16 protein-coding genes and 1 tRNA gene are annotated in these 15889 nt (G+C 69.3%); 8 read left to right on the top strand and 9 right to left on the bottom strand.

The window, feature by feature from the left end; genetic code table 11:
• The first annotated feature begins 29 nt into the window (after positions 1-29).
• From BKA02_RS02100 to BKA02_RS02115, 4 genes are all read left to right on the top strand, one after another.
• Positions 30-1670 (top strand): DNA repair helicase XPB, encoded by a 1641-nt coding sequence (locus BKA02_RS02100; protein ID WP_179430837.1) that lies wholly within the window; start codon positions 30-32, stop codon positions 1668-1670.
• A gap of 77 nt (positions 1671-1747) precedes the next feature.
• Positions 1748-2440 (top strand): response regulator transcription factor, encoded by a 693-nt coding sequence (locus tag BKA02_RS02105; RefSeq protein WP_179430839.1) that lies wholly within the window; start codon positions 1748-1750, stop codon positions 2438-2440.
• Between the two features lies 1 nt (position 2441).
• Positions 2442-4166 carry a sensor histidine kinase gene (locus tag BKA02_RS02110; protein ID WP_179430841.1) on the top strand — a complete coding sequence of 575 codons (1725 nt, stop codon included), beginning with the start codon at positions 2442-2444 and terminating at the stop codon, positions 4164-4166.
• A 123-nt stretch (positions 4167-4289) separates the two neighbouring features.
• A complete protein-coding gene (locus BKA02_RS02115; protein WP_179430843.1) occupies positions 4290-4577 on the top strand; it encodes a WXG100 family type VII secretion target in 288 nt (95 codons plus the stop codon).
• Between the two features lie 82 nt (positions 4578-4659).
• Here BKA02_RS02115 and groL read toward each other — a convergent pair whose 3' ends face one another.
• From groL to BKA02_RS02130, 3 genes are all read right to left on the bottom strand, one after another.
• Positions 4660-6279: a chaperonin GroEL gene (gene groL, locus BKA02_RS02120; protein WP_179430845.1), complete on the bottom strand. Its 1620-nt coding sequence runs from the start codon at positions 6277-6279 to the stop codon at positions 4660-4662.
• Between the two features lie 110 nt (positions 6280-6389).
• Positions 6390-7004, bottom strand: coding sequence for a LytR C-terminal domain-containing protein (locus BKA02_RS02125; protein ID WP_343045318.1), 615 nt, complete (start codon positions 7002-7004; stop codon positions 6390-6392).
• 62 nt (positions 7005-7066) lie between these two features.
• Positions 7067-7324, bottom strand: a complete 258-nt coding sequence (locus BKA02_RS02130; RefSeq protein ID WP_179430847.1) for a DUF3263 domain-containing protein — start codon at positions 7322-7324, stop codon at positions 7067-7069.
• A gap of 114 nt (positions 7325-7438) precedes the next feature.
• On the opposite strand from BKA02_RS02130, the gene msrB reads away from it, so the two are divergent.
• Together msrB and BKA02_RS02140 are read left to right on the top strand one after the other, a co-directional pair.
• Positions 7439-7864 (top strand): peptide-methionine (R)-S-oxide reductase MsrB, encoded by a 426-nt coding sequence (gene msrB, locus BKA02_RS02135; protein ID WP_179430849.1) that lies wholly within the window; start codon positions 7439-7441, stop codon positions 7862-7864.
• Positions 7861-8475, top strand: coding sequence for a nitroreductase family protein (locus BKA02_RS02140; RefSeq protein ID WP_179430851.1), 615 nt, complete (start codon positions 7861-7863; stop codon positions 8473-8475). The genes msrB and BKA02_RS02140 overlap by 4 nt, the downstream gene beginning before the upstream one ends.
• 71 nt (positions 8476-8546) lie before the next feature.
• Here the strand turns inward: BKA02_RS02140 and BKA02_RS02145 are convergent, their stop codons facing one another.
• The 3 genes from BKA02_RS02145 to BKA02_RS02155 form a co-directional block, all read right to left on the bottom strand.
• Positions 8547-8744, bottom strand: a complete 198-nt coding sequence (locus BKA02_RS02145) for a hypothetical protein (protein WP_179430853.1) — start codon at positions 8742-8744, stop codon at positions 8547-8549.
• A 79-nt stretch (positions 8745-8823) separates the two neighbouring features.
• Positions 8824-8899, bottom strand: a tRNA-Thr gene (locus BKA02_RS02150).
• 69 nt (positions 8900-8968) lie between these two features.
• Entirely contained in the window at positions 8969-9919 is a 951-nt protein-coding gene (locus BKA02_RS02155; protein ID WP_179430855.1) for a DsbA family protein, read from the bottom strand.
• 260 nt (positions 9920-10179) lie between these two features.
• On the opposite strand from BKA02_RS02155, the gene BKA02_RS02160 reads away from it, so the two are divergent.
• Together BKA02_RS02160 and BKA02_RS02165 are read left to right on the top strand one after the other, a co-directional pair.
• A complete protein-coding gene (locus BKA02_RS02160; protein ID WP_179430857.1) occupies positions 10180-11286 on the top strand; it encodes an ABC transporter ATP-binding protein in 1107 nt (368 codons plus the stop codon).
• A gap of 82 nt (positions 11287-11368) precedes the next feature.
• Positions 11369-12673, top strand: coding sequence for a DUF4032 domain-containing protein (locus tag BKA02_RS02165; RefSeq protein WP_179430859.1), 1305 nt, complete (start codon positions 11369-11371; stop codon positions 12671-12673).
• Positions 12674-12688: 15 nt separating this feature from the next.
• Here the strand turns inward: BKA02_RS02165 and BKA02_RS02170 are convergent, their stop codons facing one another.
• From BKA02_RS02170 to cysS, 3 genes are read right to left on the bottom strand one after another with little or no spacing between them, the layout of a single operon-like run.
• Positions 12689-13327: an NAD(P)-dependent oxidoreductase gene (locus BKA02_RS02170; protein ID WP_179430861.1), complete on the bottom strand. Its 639-nt coding sequence runs from the start codon at positions 13325-13327 to the stop codon at positions 12689-12691.
• A gap of 56 nt (positions 13328-13383) precedes the next feature.
• A complete protein-coding gene (gene rlmB / locus BKA02_RS02175) occupies positions 13384-14403 on the bottom strand; it encodes a 23S rRNA (guanosine(2251)-2'-O)-methyltransferase RlmB (protein ID WP_179430863.1) in 1020 nt (339 codons plus the stop codon).
• Positions 14396-15856, bottom strand: a complete 1461-nt coding sequence (cysS, locus tag BKA02_RS02180; RefSeq protein ID WP_179430865.1) for a cysteine--tRNA ligase — start codon at positions 15854-15856, stop codon at positions 14396-14398. The genes rlmB and cysS overlap by 8 nt, the downstream gene beginning before the upstream one ends.
• Positions 15857-15889 lie beyond the last annotated feature (33 nt).

A 15889-nucleotide genomic window follows, 5' to 3' on the forward strand; every position in this document is an offset into this window, starting at 1 on the left:
CACGGGGTGCGGCGGTAGAATGGACGGCTATGTCTGATGGCCCCTTGATCGTTCAGAGCGATCGCACCGTCCTGCTCGAGGTCGCTCACGCCGACGCCGAGGCCGCCCGCCACGAGCTGGCGATCTTCGCCGAGCTCGAACGCGCCCCGGAGCACATCCACACGTACCGCATCACCCGGCTCGGACTGTGGAACGCGCGGGCGGCCGGTCACACCGCCGACGACATGCTCGACACTCTCGACCGCTGGTCGCGCTTCCCCGTGCCGCCGTCGGTGGCGACAGACATCCGTGAGACCGTGCAGCGATACGGACGCATCGTCATCGAGCGCGATGACGAGGGCACCCTCGTCCTGCGCTCCGACGACCCCGCGATCCTCACCCAGGTGGCCGGCAGCAAGCGCATCCAACCGCTGCTCATCGGCCATCCCGCGCCCGATCGGCACGTCATCGACGCCTGGGCGCGAGGGCAGATCAAACAGGAGCTGCTGAAGATCGGCTGGCCCGCCGAGGATCTCGCCGGCTACACGCCGGGCACCCCGCACGAGATCGAACTCGCCGAGGACGGCTGGCAGCTGCGCCCGTACCAGCAGCAGGCCGTCGACGCCTTCGTGAAAGACGGCTCCGGCGTAGTCGTACTGCCCTGCGGCGCCGGCAAGACGATCGTCGGCGCCGCCGCCATGGCCGCCACCGGCACCACCACGCTCATCCTCGTGACCAACACCGTCTCGGCCCGCCAGTGGCGCGACGAACTGCTCACCCGCACGAGCCTCACGGAGGACGAGATCGGCGAGTACTCCGGGCAGGTCAAGGAGGTCAAGCCGGTCACGATCGCGACCTACCAGATCCTCACCGCGAAGAGGAAGGGCCAGTACGCCCACCTGTCGCTGCTCGACGAGATGGACTGGGGCCTGGTGGTCTACGACGAGGTGCACCTGCTGCCCGCGCCCGTGTTCAAGCTCACCGCCGACCTGCAGGCGCGCCGGCGCATCGGCCTGACCGCCACGCTCGTGCGCGAGGACGGCCGTGAGGGCGACGTGTTCAGCCTCATCGGGCCCAAGCGCTTCGATGCGCCGTGGAAGCAGATCGAGGCGCAGGGCTTCATCTCGCCCGCGGCGTGCTACGAGGTGCGAGTGGATCTGCCGCCGAGCGACCGCCTCGAATACGCCGCGGCCACCGACGACGAGCGTTACCGGCTCGCCGCCTCCGCCCCGGCGAAGATCGCCGCCGTGCGCGAGCTCATCGCCAAGCACCCCGGCGAGCGCATCCTCGTGATCGGTCAGTACCTGGATCAGCTCGACACGCTCTCGGATGCGCTGAACGCCCCGCAGATCACCGGCGCCACACCCGTCGACGAGCGCGAGGAGCTGTACCGCCGGTTCCGTGAGGGCGAGATCTCGCTGCTCGTCGTCTCGAAGGTGGCGAACTTCTCCGTCGACCTGCCCGAGGCTTCCGTCGCCATCCAGGTCTCCGGGTCGTTCGGGTCCCGGCAGGAGGAGGCGCAGCGTCTGGGGCGCCTCCTGCGGCCGAAGCAGTCGGATCACACGGCGAGCTTCTACACACTCGTCGCCCGCGACACGGTCGATCAGGACTACGCCCAGAACCGCCAGCGGTTCCTCGCCGAGCAGGGCTACAGCTACACCATCATGGACGCCCACGAGCTGGCCGCCTGAGCGTCCCGTCCGACGTGCGCAGGGAAGTTTCCCGCCGAATCCAGGACATGCATGGCTCGAGTCACCATAATGGGGGCATGACTGATGCGCGCATCCTGGTCGTCGACGACGAGCCGAACATCCGTGACCTGCTCTCCGCGGGCCTCGGCTTCGCCGGATACTCGGTGAAGACCGTCGCCAACGGCGCCGCCACCATCTCGGCAGTCCTGGAAGAGGAGCCCGACCTCATCATCCTCGACGTCATGCTTCCCGACATGAACGGGTTCAGCGTCACCAAGCGACTGCGCGGTGCCGGATTCACCGCCCCGATCCTGTTCCTCACCGCCAAGGACGAGACCGAGGACAAGATCGAGGGCCTCAACGCCGGCGGCGACGACTACGTCACCAAGCCGTTCAGCCTCGACGAGATCGTCGCCCGCGTGCAGGCGATCCTGCGCCGCACCATGCAGGCCGACGAGGAGTCGGTGATCCGCGCCGGCGAGCTGTCGATGGATCAGGACACGCACGACGTGTTCGTCGGCTCCGTCGCGATCGAGCTGAGCCCCACCGAGTTCAAGCTGCTGCGCTACCTCATGCTCAACCCCAACCGCGTGCTGTCGAAGGCGCAGATCCTCGACCACGTGTGGGAATACGACTTCAACGGCGACGCCGGAATCGTGGAGAGCTACATCTCGTACCTGCGGCGCAAGATCGACCCGCACACCGACGAGCCGCTGATCCAGACCAAGCGCGGCTTCGGCTACATGCTCAAGGTGGGCAAGTCGGCCTGACATGGCACACAAGGCCGACGGTGTCACCCGGTGGTGGCGCAGGATCAGCCTGCGCGCGAAGGTCACCGGGGTCACTGTCGGCGTGCTCGCGCTCGGCCTGATCGTCACCGGCATCGGCACCGTGCCGATCCTGCGCAATTCTCTGCTGAGCAACATCGATGCGCAGCTGCCGTCGCTGCTGTCGACGAACCTCGCCGAGCGCTTCTTCACCGCATCCACCGCCGACGGGCGACTCGTGTTCACGCCGCGCGAGGGCAGCCCGCGCGCCACCGACTACATCGTCGCGTTCTACGCGCCCGACGGCACGCCCATCGGGCAGGCCGGCGGGGCGATCGGCGCGCCGCGGCCCGTGTTCCCCGCGACGTACACGCTGCAGGAGGCCACCGACAACGTCGACGCCATCCCGATCCTGCTCGAGGCAGGCGACGGCGAGGTCTTCCATGCCGCCGTCGCACCGCAGGAGATCCAGGGCACCTACTACATCCAGCTCGTCGCCCTGCCCATCGAGGAGGCCGACCGGATCATCGCGACGTACTTCGGGGTGTTCACCACGATCGCCCTCATCACGATCCTCATCGCCGCGCTGCTGACGCGCGGCCTGGTCACGCTCACCTTCCGCCGCCTCGGGCAGGTGGAGTCCACCGCCATGTCGATCGCCGCGGGCGATTTCAGCCAGCGGCTCACCGACCTCGAGCCCACGACGGAGGTCGGCCGGCTCAACTCCGCGATCAACACGATGCTCGACCGGGTCGACGCCTCGCTCGCCCAGCGCGACCGTTCGGTGCAGCAGATGCGCCGCTTCATCGGCGATGCCAGCCACGAGTTGCGCACTCCGCTGGTGAGCGTGCGCGGATACGCGGAACTGTACCGGATGGGCGCGATCACCGGTGAGGAGGACACCGGCCGCGCGATGGACCGCATCGAGAAGGAGGCGCTGCGGATGGGCGTGCTCGTCGAAGACCTGCTCGCGCTGGCCCGTCTCGACGAGCAGCGCGAGCTTTCGATCGCACCGCTCGATCTGCGTCCGCTCGCACAGGATGCCGCGCTCGATGTGCGTGCCGCGGCCCCGCAGCGCAGCGTGCGCGTGGTCGACACCACCGCCGATCCTGTCGCCGCGGCCCCGGCGCGCAACGACCGCGCCGGGCGAACGCCGAGCGCTTCAGCAGCAGAGACACGGCCGGCGAAGGGCCGCTCCCCGAGCCCGCTGTCCCGCCTGCGGCCGCCCTTCCGGCCCCGCGCCAAAGACGAGGCCGCCGTGCCCGAGATCGACTTCTCCGAGCCCGCTGTCGCCCCGGTGAGCACGCCGCCGATCGTACTGGGCGAGGAGAACAAGGTGCGCCAGGTCATTGCCAACCTGCTCGGCAACGCCCGCCGCTTCTCGCCGCCGGACTCGCCCATCGAGATCGAGGTCGGCGCCGATCGGCACAAGGGCGTCGGGTGGTTCCGCATCGTGGATCACGGCGAGGGCGTGCCGGAGCAGATCCAGGAGCAGATCTTCCAGCGCTTCTGGCGTGCCGACTCCTCGCGCACCAGAGAGACCGGAGGCTCTGGCCTGGGCCTGGCGATCGTCGCCTCGATCCTGCATGCCCTGAACGGATCGGTCGATGTGACCGAGACGCCCGGCGGCGGAGCGAGCTTCACCGTCTCGCTCCCCCTCGCACCGGCCCGGGCGACGCCGGAGCATCTGCTGCAGGACACGCAGCCGCTGCCGCGGCTGGATGTCTGAGCGGTTCTCCTCCCCAGTCGTGCACTCGTGGATCCTGTCCACCGGTCGTGCTTTTCGCGCCGTGCGCCGACCCGGCGATCCGTACCGTCGATGGCACACGATCCCTCCGGAAAGGAACACCCGATGTCCACCTTCACCGTCGACACCGACGCCGTCTTCAGCACCACCACCGCGCTGCGCGCAACCGTCGAGCGTCTGCAGACCGAGTCCGCCACGCTGCGCGGTCAGCTCAGCACCCTGCAGAGCACGTGGACCGGCCACGCGGCCTCCTCGTTCCAGAACGCCGCCGAGCAGTGGCACGGCGCACAGGCGCACCTGGAGCAGGCTCTCGCGGCGATCAGCGAGGCGCTGCACCACGCCGGCCATCAGTACGTGCAGGCCGAGGACTACTCCGCGTCGCTGTTCCGCTGAGTTCTGGTCATCCGGGCCGCCCCGCCCGCAGACAAGGAAGACCCCCGGCGAATGCACGCCGGGGGTCTTCCTCTGGGGCTTGTCAGAAGTCCATGCCGCCCGTCGGGTCGGCCGGAGCAGCCGGAGCCTTCTCGGGCTTGTCCGCCACGACCGCCTCGGTCGTGAGGAACAGGCCGGCGATCGACGCGGCGTTCTGCAGCGCCGAACGGGTGACCTTGGCCGGATCGATGATGCCCGCCTCGAACATGTCACCGTACTCGCCGGTCGCGGCGTTCAGGCCCTGGCCCGCGGGGAGCTCGGAGACCTTGTTCGCGACGACGCCGGGCTCAAGGCCCGCATTGAGGGCGATCTGCTTCAGCGGCGCCTCGATGGCGACCTTGACGATGTTCGCACCGGTCGCCTCGTCGCCCTCGAGCTTCAGGCCCGAGAGCGCCTTGGTGCCGGACTGGATGAGGGCCACACCGCCACCGGCGACGATGCCCTCTTCGACCGCGGCCTTCGCGTTGCGGACGGCGTCTTCGATGCGGTGCTTGCGCTCCTTGAGCTCGACCTCGGTCGCCGCACCCGCCTTGATGACGGCGACGCCGCCGGCGAGCTTGGCGAGGCGCTCCTGGAGCTTCTCGCGGTCGTAGTCGCTGTCGGTGTTCTCGATCTCGCGACGGATCTGCGTGACGCGGCCGGCGATCTGCTCGGCGTCGCCGGTGCCCTCGACGATCGTGGTCTCGTCCTTGGTGACGATGACCTTACGCGCACGGCCCAGCAGGTCGAGGGTGGTGTTCTCGAGCTTGAGCCCGACCTCCTCTGTGATGACCTCGCCGCCGGTGAGGATGGCGATGTCGCCCAGCTGCGCCTTGCGGCGGTCGCCGAAGCCGGGGGCCTTGACGGCGACGGACTTGAAGATGCCGCGGATCTTGTTCAGCACGAGAGTCGCGAGCGCTTCGCCCTCGACGTCCTCCGCGATGATGACGAGCTCCTTGCCGTCCTGGATCACCTTGTCGACGACGGGCAGGAGATCCTTGATGTTCGAGATCTTCTGGTTCGCGATGAGGATGTAGGGCTCCTCGAAGACGGCCTCCTGGCGGTCGGGGTCCGTCACGAAGTAGGGGTTCAGGTAGCCCTTGTCGAAGCGCATGCCCTCGGTGAGCTCGAGCTCGGTGCCGAACTGCTGAGCCTCCTCGACGGTGACGACGCCCTCCTTGCCGACCTTGTCGATGGCCTCGGCGATGAGCTCGCCGATCTCCGGGTCGGCGGCCGAGATCGAGGCGGTCGCGGCGATCTGCTCCTTGGAGTCGATCTCCTTCGCGCTCTCCCCGAGCTCGGCGGTGATGGCGGCGACGGCCTTCTCGATACCGCGCTTGAGCGAGATCGGGTCGGCGCCGGCGGCGACGTTGCGCAGGCCCTCGCGGACGAGCGCCTGGGCGAGGACGGTGGCCGTGGTGGTTCCGTCACCGGCGACGTCGTCGGTCTTCTTGGCGACCTCCTTGACGAGCTCCGCACCGATCTTCTCGTACGGGTCGTCGAGCTCGATCTCCTTGGCGATGGAGACGCCGTCGTTCGTGATCGTGGGGGCGCCCCACTTCTTCTCGAGCACGACGTTGCGGCCACGCGGGCCCAGCGTCACCTTGACAGCGTCGGCCAGGATGTTCAGGCCGCGCTCGAGACCGCGACGGGCCTCCTCATCGAAAGCGATGATCTTTGCCATGAGTACTGTCGTCCCTCCTGGACGTAGGCGTTGAGTGTTAGCACTCGTCAACAGTGAGTGCTAATGCCATTCTGGCACTCGACCCCTGCGAGTGCAAGCCGCCGGAATCGCTACTGCGCGGAGCCGTCGCCGGAGTCGTCCGTCGACCCGTCCGTGCCGCCGTCGGCGGGCGCCTCGGGGACCGGAGCCCGATCCATGCCGATCACGATGGTGAGCTGCTTCTGCCCGTCGCTCACGTCGTTCGCATAGACGTCGCTCTGGGCGATCTTCGCCCCGCCGATCACCTCTGCCAGGCCCAGCGCGGCCGCCCGGTCCTCGTCGCTCTGGTAGTAGACGATCGTCTCCGGGAAGTCGGTGACATCGGCGTTGCCGGGGAGCACGGACTCCGCGGGCCATCCTGCGTTCACGACGGTGTCGCGCATGCCCGCCGCCAGGCCGTCGCCGGCGGTCGCGTTGAGCACGAGCACCGCGTACGAGGTGTCGATCGTCCCGGTCTCGGTGGGCGACGGGGCGGGCGCGGTGGCCACGGCATCAGGGCCCAGCGTGATCTTTCCCATCGCGACCATCGCCCCGAAGATGCCGCCGACGATGAGCACCAGCGCGGCCACGAACGACCACAGCAGCACGATCCATCCGTTCATGCCCGGGTTCTCGGCACGGTGCGCGCCGACACGACCCTGCGCGCGGGGGACATCGTCGAAGCGATCGCGTACGGGTTTTGACACCCCTCGATGTTAGCGGCACGCTGTCGGGCGATCCTGAGCGGGTCGGACGGCGCGCGATCCCGTCAGCCGGTCGCGCCCGCCAGCCGCGCCGCCCTGCGTCGCTCGGCGTCGTCGCGCCGACGGCGAAGGCGCTGCACGAGGAGGGGGTCGTGAGCCAGTGCGGCGCCGTCGTCGATGATCCGGTCCAGCAGCAGGTAGTAGCGCGCGGGGGTGAGGGCGAGCTCGTTGCGGATCGCCTCCTCCTTGGCGCCGCCGTGCTGCGGCCTGCGCGCCTCGAAGTCGAGGATCGCGCGGTCTCGGTCGGAGAGCTGCTGGGTCATCGTGTTCAGGCTACGTCGGCGGATCGCGGAGGCCGCGCATCCACCTCCGCGATCCGCGGAACCGGCCTCACCTGGCGTGGAGGGAGGGAGAATGGAGGCGAGAGGATGTGCACCATGGACTACCGCGTGAGCAAGACCGAAGAGCAGTGGCGCGAAGAGCTGGACCCGCAGCAGTATGCGGTGCTGCGCACCGCCGCCACCGAGCGCCCGTGGACCGGTGAGCTGCTCGACGAGGGGCGCGCCGGCCTGTACACGTGCGGCGCGTGCGGGGCGGAGCTGTTCCGCAGCGGCACGAAGTTCGACTCCGGGTGCGGGTGGCCGAGCTTCTACGAGTCGATCCGCCCGGAGGCCGTCGAACTCATCGAGGACTCCAGTCTGGGCATGGTGCGCACCGAAGTCCGCTGCGCCGCCTGCGGATCGCACCTCGGGCACGTCTTCCCCGACGGTTTCGGCACGCCCACCGGTGACCGGTACTGCATGAACTCGGTCGCGCTGAGCTTCCGACCCACGAGCGGCGAGGCGGCGGAGAGCGAGGAGTGAGCGCACTCGAGGCGGTTCTCGCGCGCAGGTCGTGGTCGAAGGTGACCGATGAGGCACCCGACCGCGACGAGTTGCTGACGCTGATCGCCGCGGCCGGCCGCGTGGCCGACCACTCCTCGTTGCAGCCGTGGCGGCTCATCGAGCTGCGCGGCGATGCCCGCCACCGGCTCGGCGCCGCCATCGCGGTGGCGCAGGATGCCGACGAGCCGTCGACCAAGCCCCTGCGAGCGCCGCTGCTCATCGCCGTCGTGGCGAGCTTCCGCCGCAGCGAGAAGGTGCCGCATTGGGAGCAGGAGGCTGTGGCCGCGGGTGTCGCGCACGTGCTGAGCCTGCTGCTCGATGAGGCGGGCTGGGGCGTGATCTGGCGCACCGGCGGCTACACGAGGCATCCTGCCGTCGCCGCCGCGCACGGGCTCGCGCCCGACGAGCAGTTGCTGGGCTGGCTGTATGTCGGGGGCAGGCCCGAGCGCGCTTCGGGGCGTCGCTCGCCCGTTGACGCCGACGCCCTTCTCACACCGATGCCGGCGGACGGGCCGACCGTAGTGGCGGCCTCGACGTTGGAGAAGACGAAGAAGGACAAGAAGCGCAAGAAGGACAAGGGGTCATCCTGACAAGTGGGTTCTCCCAGAGGAGCCCCCTCCCGGCCATCGGGCCGAGAGGGGGCTCCTCTTCGTCAGCGAGCTCAGTTGTCGCGCAGTTCGTCCTTGACGTCGTTGCGCGCCTTGACGGCGTCGCGCTCGGCTTCCGCCTTCTTCACGTCAGCGTCGGCCTTGAGCTCGTCGGCCTTGTCCTTCAGCTTGTCGACACCGTCCTCGACAGCACGACCGGCCTGCTTCGCGGCCTCGCCGATCGTCTCTTTCGCATCGTCCAAGAAACCCATGTTGAGCCCCCCTTTCTCTTGAGGTGGATAGCCAGGCTAGGCCGAGCATCCACCGAGCGCAAGGGACCCGCTGGCCACGTGGAGCCGACTGCGGGACTCGAACCCGCGACCGCCTGTTTACAAGACAGGTGCTCTACCAGCTGAGCTAAGTCGGCGCACCGCATCGCGAACGACCGGCGTCGATCCAGCCTACCGGCGCCGGCAGGCGTTCTTCGCCGCCCGGATCAGGCCGCGGGGGTCTCCGTCGGCGTCTGCGTGGGCTTGGGCGTGGAGTAGTAGGCGTCGCTGGCGATCGACAGCACGAACTGCGAGAACTCTGCCGGATCGTCCAGCGCACCCGCGTAGGCCTGACCGTTCACGACGATCATCGGCGCACCGTTGAGCACGAGGTCGTCCGAACCCGGCAGCGGGCCCTCCAGCGCACGGCTCGTGGCATCCTTCGCCCAACTGGTGAAGCTCTTCTTCTCGATGCAGCCGCGCACACCGGCGACGTCGTCCACGCCGACGGCCTGGGCGAGGTCGGCCAGTTCGATGTCGGTGCGGCCGTCGCTGTCGAGCTCGGGCTGGTTCACGAGCAGCTCGTGGTTGAAGGCATAGAACTTGTCGGGCGCGAACGAAGCCACGCACGCCGCGGCGGCGGCCGCGCGCAGCGAGTACTTCGTGCCGTTCGAGTTGGCGGTCAGCAACGACACGGGGTGATACGACACGGTGGCCGCGCCCTGGTCGATCCAGCTCACGAGCTGACGTGTGTTCGCCCGCTCGAACTCGCCGGCACCGGGCGAGAGGTAGTCGACGTAGATGTGGATGTCGACCGCGTCCGCGTCGACCGTGGGCGAAGGCGTCGGGGTCGCCTCGGCGCCATCCGTCTCGGACGAAGGAGTCGCTTCCGCATCAGGCGCTCCCTGCGCCACGGAGGTCGAAGAAGCCTCGCGCACGACCACGCCGTCATCGTCCATGTTGCTGGGCGACGCCGTCGGCTTCGACATGGCCGATCCGACCGCCCAGGCCACACCCGCTCCCGCCGCACCGACCACCACGACGGCGACCAGCGCAATGATCGTCCGTCGCATGATCCGCGCGCGGGACTGCTGGGCGTGCACCTGCTGTGCCTTCTCCCTGACCGCCTCGCGCGAATGGCGAGGGGTGGGTACGTTCGGCGTTTCGTCGCTCGACATCGTTCCTCTTGAGACAGATCGGGGGACGGATCTCCCCGGCCGCTGCGTTCACAGGACCGAGGACGATGCTAGCCAGGCAGGCTGAGAAAACCCCAGACGAATCGCCCTGCGCACGCGCAGAACGTCGCAGGCGCGGATGGACGCGCGCACCCGTCGCGTGACATACTGGCGCTGGCCCGATGGCGGGCCACGGCGGGTCGTTCCGCCGCTTCCATCACAACGGATCGTCCGGCACGTACCTGCCGGTGAAGGAGAAAACAATGGCATCCGTCACGTTCGACGACGCGACCCGGCTCTACCCCGGCGGTACGCGTCCCGCAGTCGACAAGCTCAACCTCGAGGTCGCAGACGGCGAGTTCCTCGTCCTCGTCGGCCCCTCCGGATGCGGAAAGTCCACGTCGCTGCGCATGCTCGCCGGCCTCGAAGAGGTCAACGAGGGCCGCATCCTCATCGGGGACCGCGACGTCACCGACGTTCCGCCGAAGGACCGCGACATCGCGATGGTCTTCCAGAACTATGCGCTGTACCCGCACATGACCGTCGCCGAGAACATGGGCTTCGCACTCAAGATCGCCGGCGTCGGCAAGGAGGAGCGCGCCAAGCGCGTGCTCGAGGCAGCCAAGCTCCTCGACCTGGAGGAGTACCTGACCCGCAAGCCGAAGGCGCTCTCGGGCGGTCAGCGCCAGCGCGTCGCCATGGGCCGCGCGATCGTGCGCCAGCCGCAGGTATTCCTCATGGACGAGCCGCTGTCGAACCTCGACGCCAAGCTGCGCGTGCAGACGCGTACGCAGATCGCGTCGCTGCAGCGCCGCCTGGGCGTCACCACCGTCTACGTCACGCACGACCAGACCGAAGCGCTCACCATGGGCGACCGGATCGCCGTGCTCAAGGACGGCATCCTGCAGCAGGTGGGCAGCCCGCGCGACCTGTACGAGACGCCGAACAACGTCTTCGTCGCCGGCTTCATCGGCTCCCCCGCCATGAACCTCTTCCCCGTCGACCTCGCCGAGGGCGGGATCCGCTTCGGCACCAAGGTCGTCGGCACCGAGTCTGCGGCGCTGGGCAAGGCGAGCGGCAACGAAGTCACCATCGGCATCCGGCCCGAGGACATCGTCGTGGCCCCCGAGGACGGCCAGGGCCTGTCGGTCACCGTCGACCTTGTCGAGGAGCTCGGCGCCGACGGCTACCTGTACGGCCACAGCGAGGTCGACGGCAAGCGCACCGACATCGTGGCGCGCGTCGACGGCCGTCGTCACCCGAACGCCGGCGAGACCGTCGTGCTCGCGCCGATCGAGGGTCACGTACACCTGTTCGACATCGAGTCGGGCGAGCGTCTGAACGAGAAGCCGGTCGTCTCGGCCTCCTGACACCGGCATCGAGGCGCGGGCGGACCACGGTCCCCCGCGCCTCGGTCGTCTCCACCGCGAACCCGGCCGCCGGGAGGAAACGATGAGCGACGCCCTGCGCATCACCGCCAGTGCGGTGGATCCCGGCTTGCTGGAGCTGCCGTGGGATCGCCCGCTGGCCAAGTGGCCCTCACGCACCATCGTGTCGCTGCCCAAGGGGCTCTCACGCCACTTGGTGCGCTTCGCCGATCTGTCGGGCCGCGTCGTCGCGGTGAAGGAGACCACCGCCGAGATGGCGCGCAGGGAGTACGAGATGCTCGGTAATCTCGCCCGCCTCGACGTGCCGTGCGTCTCGCGCGTGGCCGTCATCGCCGGGCGCCATGACCGCGACGGCGCGCCGCTGCCGGCGGCCCTGGTCACCGCGCACCTGAAGTTCTCGATGCCGTACCGGGCGCTGTTCACCCGTGTGCTGCGCCCCGACACGGCCACGCGCCTGGTCGACGCGCTCGCCCTGCTGCTCGTGCGCCTGCACAACGTGGGCTTCTTCTGGGGCGACGTCTCGCTCTCCAACGCGCTGTTCCGCCGCGACGCGGGCGCGTTCGCGGCCTACCTCGTGGATGCCGAGACCGGCGAACTGCACGAAAAGGGTCTCACCGACGGCCAGCGCGGGCACGACCTCGACGTGGCGCGCACGAACATCGCCGGCGAGATCATGGACCTCGCCGCGGGCGGTCGCCTGGAGCACGGCGTCGATGCCGTCGCGATCGCCGACGGCATCGTGTCGTCGTACCGGGCCCTGTGGGCCGCCCTCACCGAGCACGAGTCGTTCGCCGCGGGTGAGACATGGCGGATCACCGAGCGCGTGGAACGTCTGAACGCGCTGGGATTCGACATCGGCGAGATGTCGATCCAGGCCACCGACGACGGCACGCGCGTGCAGATCGAGCCGAAGGTCGTCGACGCGGGGCACCACCAGCGACGACTCATCCGCCTCACCGGGCTCGATGTGGAGGAGAACCAGGCGCGGCGCCTGCTCAACGACCTCGACGAGTTCCGCGCCCGTTCCGCCAAGGAGTGGACGGACGAGGAGATGTACGCGCACGAATGGCTCACGCGTGTGTTCGAGCCGGTCGTGCGCGCGATCCCCTACGACCTGCGGGCGAAGCTCGAACCCGCAGAGGTGTTCCATCAGGTGCTGGAGCACCGCTGGTACATGTCGCAGGCGCGTGGATCGGCGGTGCCGCTCGCCGAGGTGCTCACCTCGTACATCAACGACGTGCTGCGCCATCGACGCGACGAGGCGACCATCATGGGCTCGCCCACCGACACGATGAGCCTGCCCGTGGTCACCGGTGCTGTGCCCGTGGGCGACGACACCGGCGTGATCGACTGGCGCGACCTGGTGTAGCCCGGGGCGAGGGAATCAGTACCCGACAGTGAAGTTCTCCCGATGGTGCTTCGGGTCCTCGATCTCGTCGACGAAGGCGACACCGAGGTCGCGACCCGAGATGAACGACTCCCCCGCGTCGTCCGTGACGAGCACGGATCCGCCGTCGCGGTACGAACCGGTGCGCTCGCCCGGGTTCCAGGCGCCGAAGGCGGCGGCGGGATGCACGAAGAACCAGTCCTTGCCGCTCGCGTCGGCACGCAGGTCGTCGAGCACGCCGATCGCCTCCTCGGCCTCCGCCCTGAACTCCTCGGGAAAGCCGGAGTCGATGACGCGCGGCCCGCCGGGGGCGACAAGGCTTCCTCCCGCGCCGCCGACGACGCCGAGGCGCACATCCTCAGGCAGGGCGGCGAACAGCTCGGCCGTGGCCGGACGCACCTTGCCGACCATGTCGCCGCGCGGCGAGAGCGCCTGGATCACGACGTCGACCTCGCCGAGCTGCGCGAGCAGACCGGGCACGTCGAGGATCGTGCCCTCGACGTAGACGGCGCCCTCGCCCCGTTCGGTCGGCACCGTGCGCGAGACCGAGACCACCGAGTGGCCGCGCTCCACCGCCTCGGCGACGATGTTCGATCCGGCGTAGCCGGTTCCTCCGATGACGGCGATGCGGGTCATGCGTTTCCTTCCGACGGTGAAGACGACATGGAGGGAAAAGCGCTTCCTCTCCGGGTTTATTCCGTGGCGGCGTGCGCGGCGCGGATCGTGGCGACCTGGTACAGCGCCACCGAGGTGGCGATCCCGGCGTTGAGCGACTCGGTCACAGCCGAGATCGGGATGGAGACGACCTGGTCGCACGTCTCGGTGACAAGGCGCGAGAGCCCCTTGCCCTCCGAGCCCACGACGATCACGACGGGCTGGTCGGCCAGCTGCAGCTCTGGCAGTGACACGTCGCCGTCGCCGTCCAGGCCGATGACGAACACGCCCTGCTTCTTGTACTCCTTGAGCTGCGTGGTGAGATTGGTGGCGAGCGCGACGGGGATGCGCGCGGCGGCCCCGGCGCTCGTCTTCCACGCGGCGGAGTTGACACCGGCCGAACGGCGCTGCGGCAGCACCACGCCGTGGCCGCCGAAGGCCGCCGTGGAGCGGATGATCGCCCCGAGGTTGCGCGGATCCGTCACGCCGTCCAACGCCACCAGCAGCGGGGTCTCGCCGCGATCGACGATCTGCTCCAGCAGGTCCTGGGGGTGTGCGTACTCGTACGGCGGCACCTTGAGCGCGACGCCCTGGTGCACGCCGTCGAAGCCGGCCATGCGGTCCAGCTCCTGCCGGGTGACCTCGAGGACGGGGATCTCGCGGTGCCGGGCGATGGAGAGCATCTCCTTGACGCGGTCGTCCATCTCCACGCGCTGGGCGATGTAGAGGGTCGTCGCGGGGATCTTCGTGCGCAGCGCCTCGAGCACCGAGTTGCGGCCGGTGACCGTCTCGGTGTCGGAGTCGGCCTTGCCCCGGCCGCCGGAACGGTTCGCGTTACCTCCCTGACCGCCGCGCGATCCGCCCGGACGCCCCTTGCCGCCTGCGGCGGCGTAGCGCTCCTGCGCGGCCTTGCGCTTGCCCGCCGGATGCCAGGCGCGGTCTTCTGCTTTGGGCGTCGGCCCGCGCCCCTCGAGCGCCTTGCGGCTGTGCCCGCCGGTGCCCTTCGTGGCGCCCTTCTTCTTGCTGTTGCCCGCTCCCGGACGTCCAGGCTTAGCCATCGATGCTCCAATGCGTTCCGTCCGGAGTGTCCTCCAGAATGATTCCGGCGGCGGCGATCGCATCGCGGATGCGGTCGGCCGCGGCCCAGTCCCTGTCGGCCCGCGCCTGCGCGCGCTGGGCGATCATCGTCTGTACGAGCGCGTCGAGGGCCGAGGCCTCCGCTCCCGCTCCCCCGGATGCGCCGGGCGCCTCGTCGAGACCGAGGACGGCGGTCATCGCACGCACCTCGATCAGCACCCGCTCCGCGGCCGCATCGTCGCCGGCGTCGAGGGCCTGATTGCCCTGGCGCACGCGGTCGTGCAGCACCGCAAGAGCCTGAGGCACGCCGAGATCGTCATCCATGGCGGCATGGAACTCGACGGGGATCATCGGGATGTATTCGGCATCGTCGGGCAGGGCGCCCCCGGCGCGGATCGCTGCCTCGAGCTCCGCGCGCCGGGCGTCGTTGCGCACCGATGCCCGCTCGGCACGCTCCAGGAACGAGTGGATGCGCCCCAGCGCCGCCTCGGCCTCGGTCCACGACGATGCGCTCAGATCGAGGCTGGAGCGGTAATGGGCCGCAGCGAGCGCGTAGCGCACGACGAGCGGATCGTGCGCATCGAGCACGGTCGACGCGAGCGTGAAGTTGCCCAGCGACTTCGACATCTTCTGCCCGTTCACGGTGACCAGGCCGTTGTGTACCCAGTACCGCGCGAATCCGTCACCGGCGGCGGTGGATTGGGCGAGCTCGTTCTCGTGGTGGGGGAAGCGCAGGTCGAGGCCGCCGCCGTGGATGTCGAACTCGGCGCCGAGGTAGCGGCGCGACATGGCCGAGCACTCGATGTGCCAGCCCGGGCGGCCCGCGCCCCACGGGGAGTCCCAGACGGCGTCGGCGGGCTCGCTCGACTTCGCGCCCTTCCACAGCGCGAAGTCCTGCGGGTTGCGCTTGCCGCGCGGGTCGGCATCGTCGGCCGGCTCCATCGCATCCAGGGACTGGTGGGTGAGCGCGCCGTATTCCGCCCAGGAGCGCACGTCGAAGTACACGTCCCCCGAGCCGTCGGCGGCGGCGTAGGCGTGGCCGCGCTCGATGAGGCGCGCGATGATCTCGTGCATCTGCGGGATGGATCCGGTCGCCCGCGGCTCATACGTCGGGGCGAGGATGCCGATCGCGGCATATGCGCGCGAGAACTCCAGCTCCATACGGTAGGCGAGCGCCCACCACGGCTCGTTCTCGGTGGCGTTGACGAGAACCTTGTCGTCGATGTCGGTGACGTTGCGCACGAACGTCACGCGCCCGTATCGGTTCTCCAGCCAGCGCCGCAGCAGATCGAAGCTCAGCGCGGCGCGCACGTGCCCGATGTGGGGGCCGGACTGCACCGTCGGCCCGCACACGTACATCGTCACGTTCGAGTCATCGAGCGGGACGAAGTCGCGCAGCTGCTGTGCACGTGTGTCGTAGAGGCGGAGTGTCACCGCTCAAGGATACTCGGCGCGCCTGCGCCGGCC

It is taken from the genome of Microbacterium pseudoresistens (assembly GCF_013409745.1).
GTDB classification, from domain to species: Bacteria; Actinomycetota; Actinomycetes; order Actinomycetales; family Microbacteriaceae; genus Microbacterium; species Microbacterium pseudoresistens.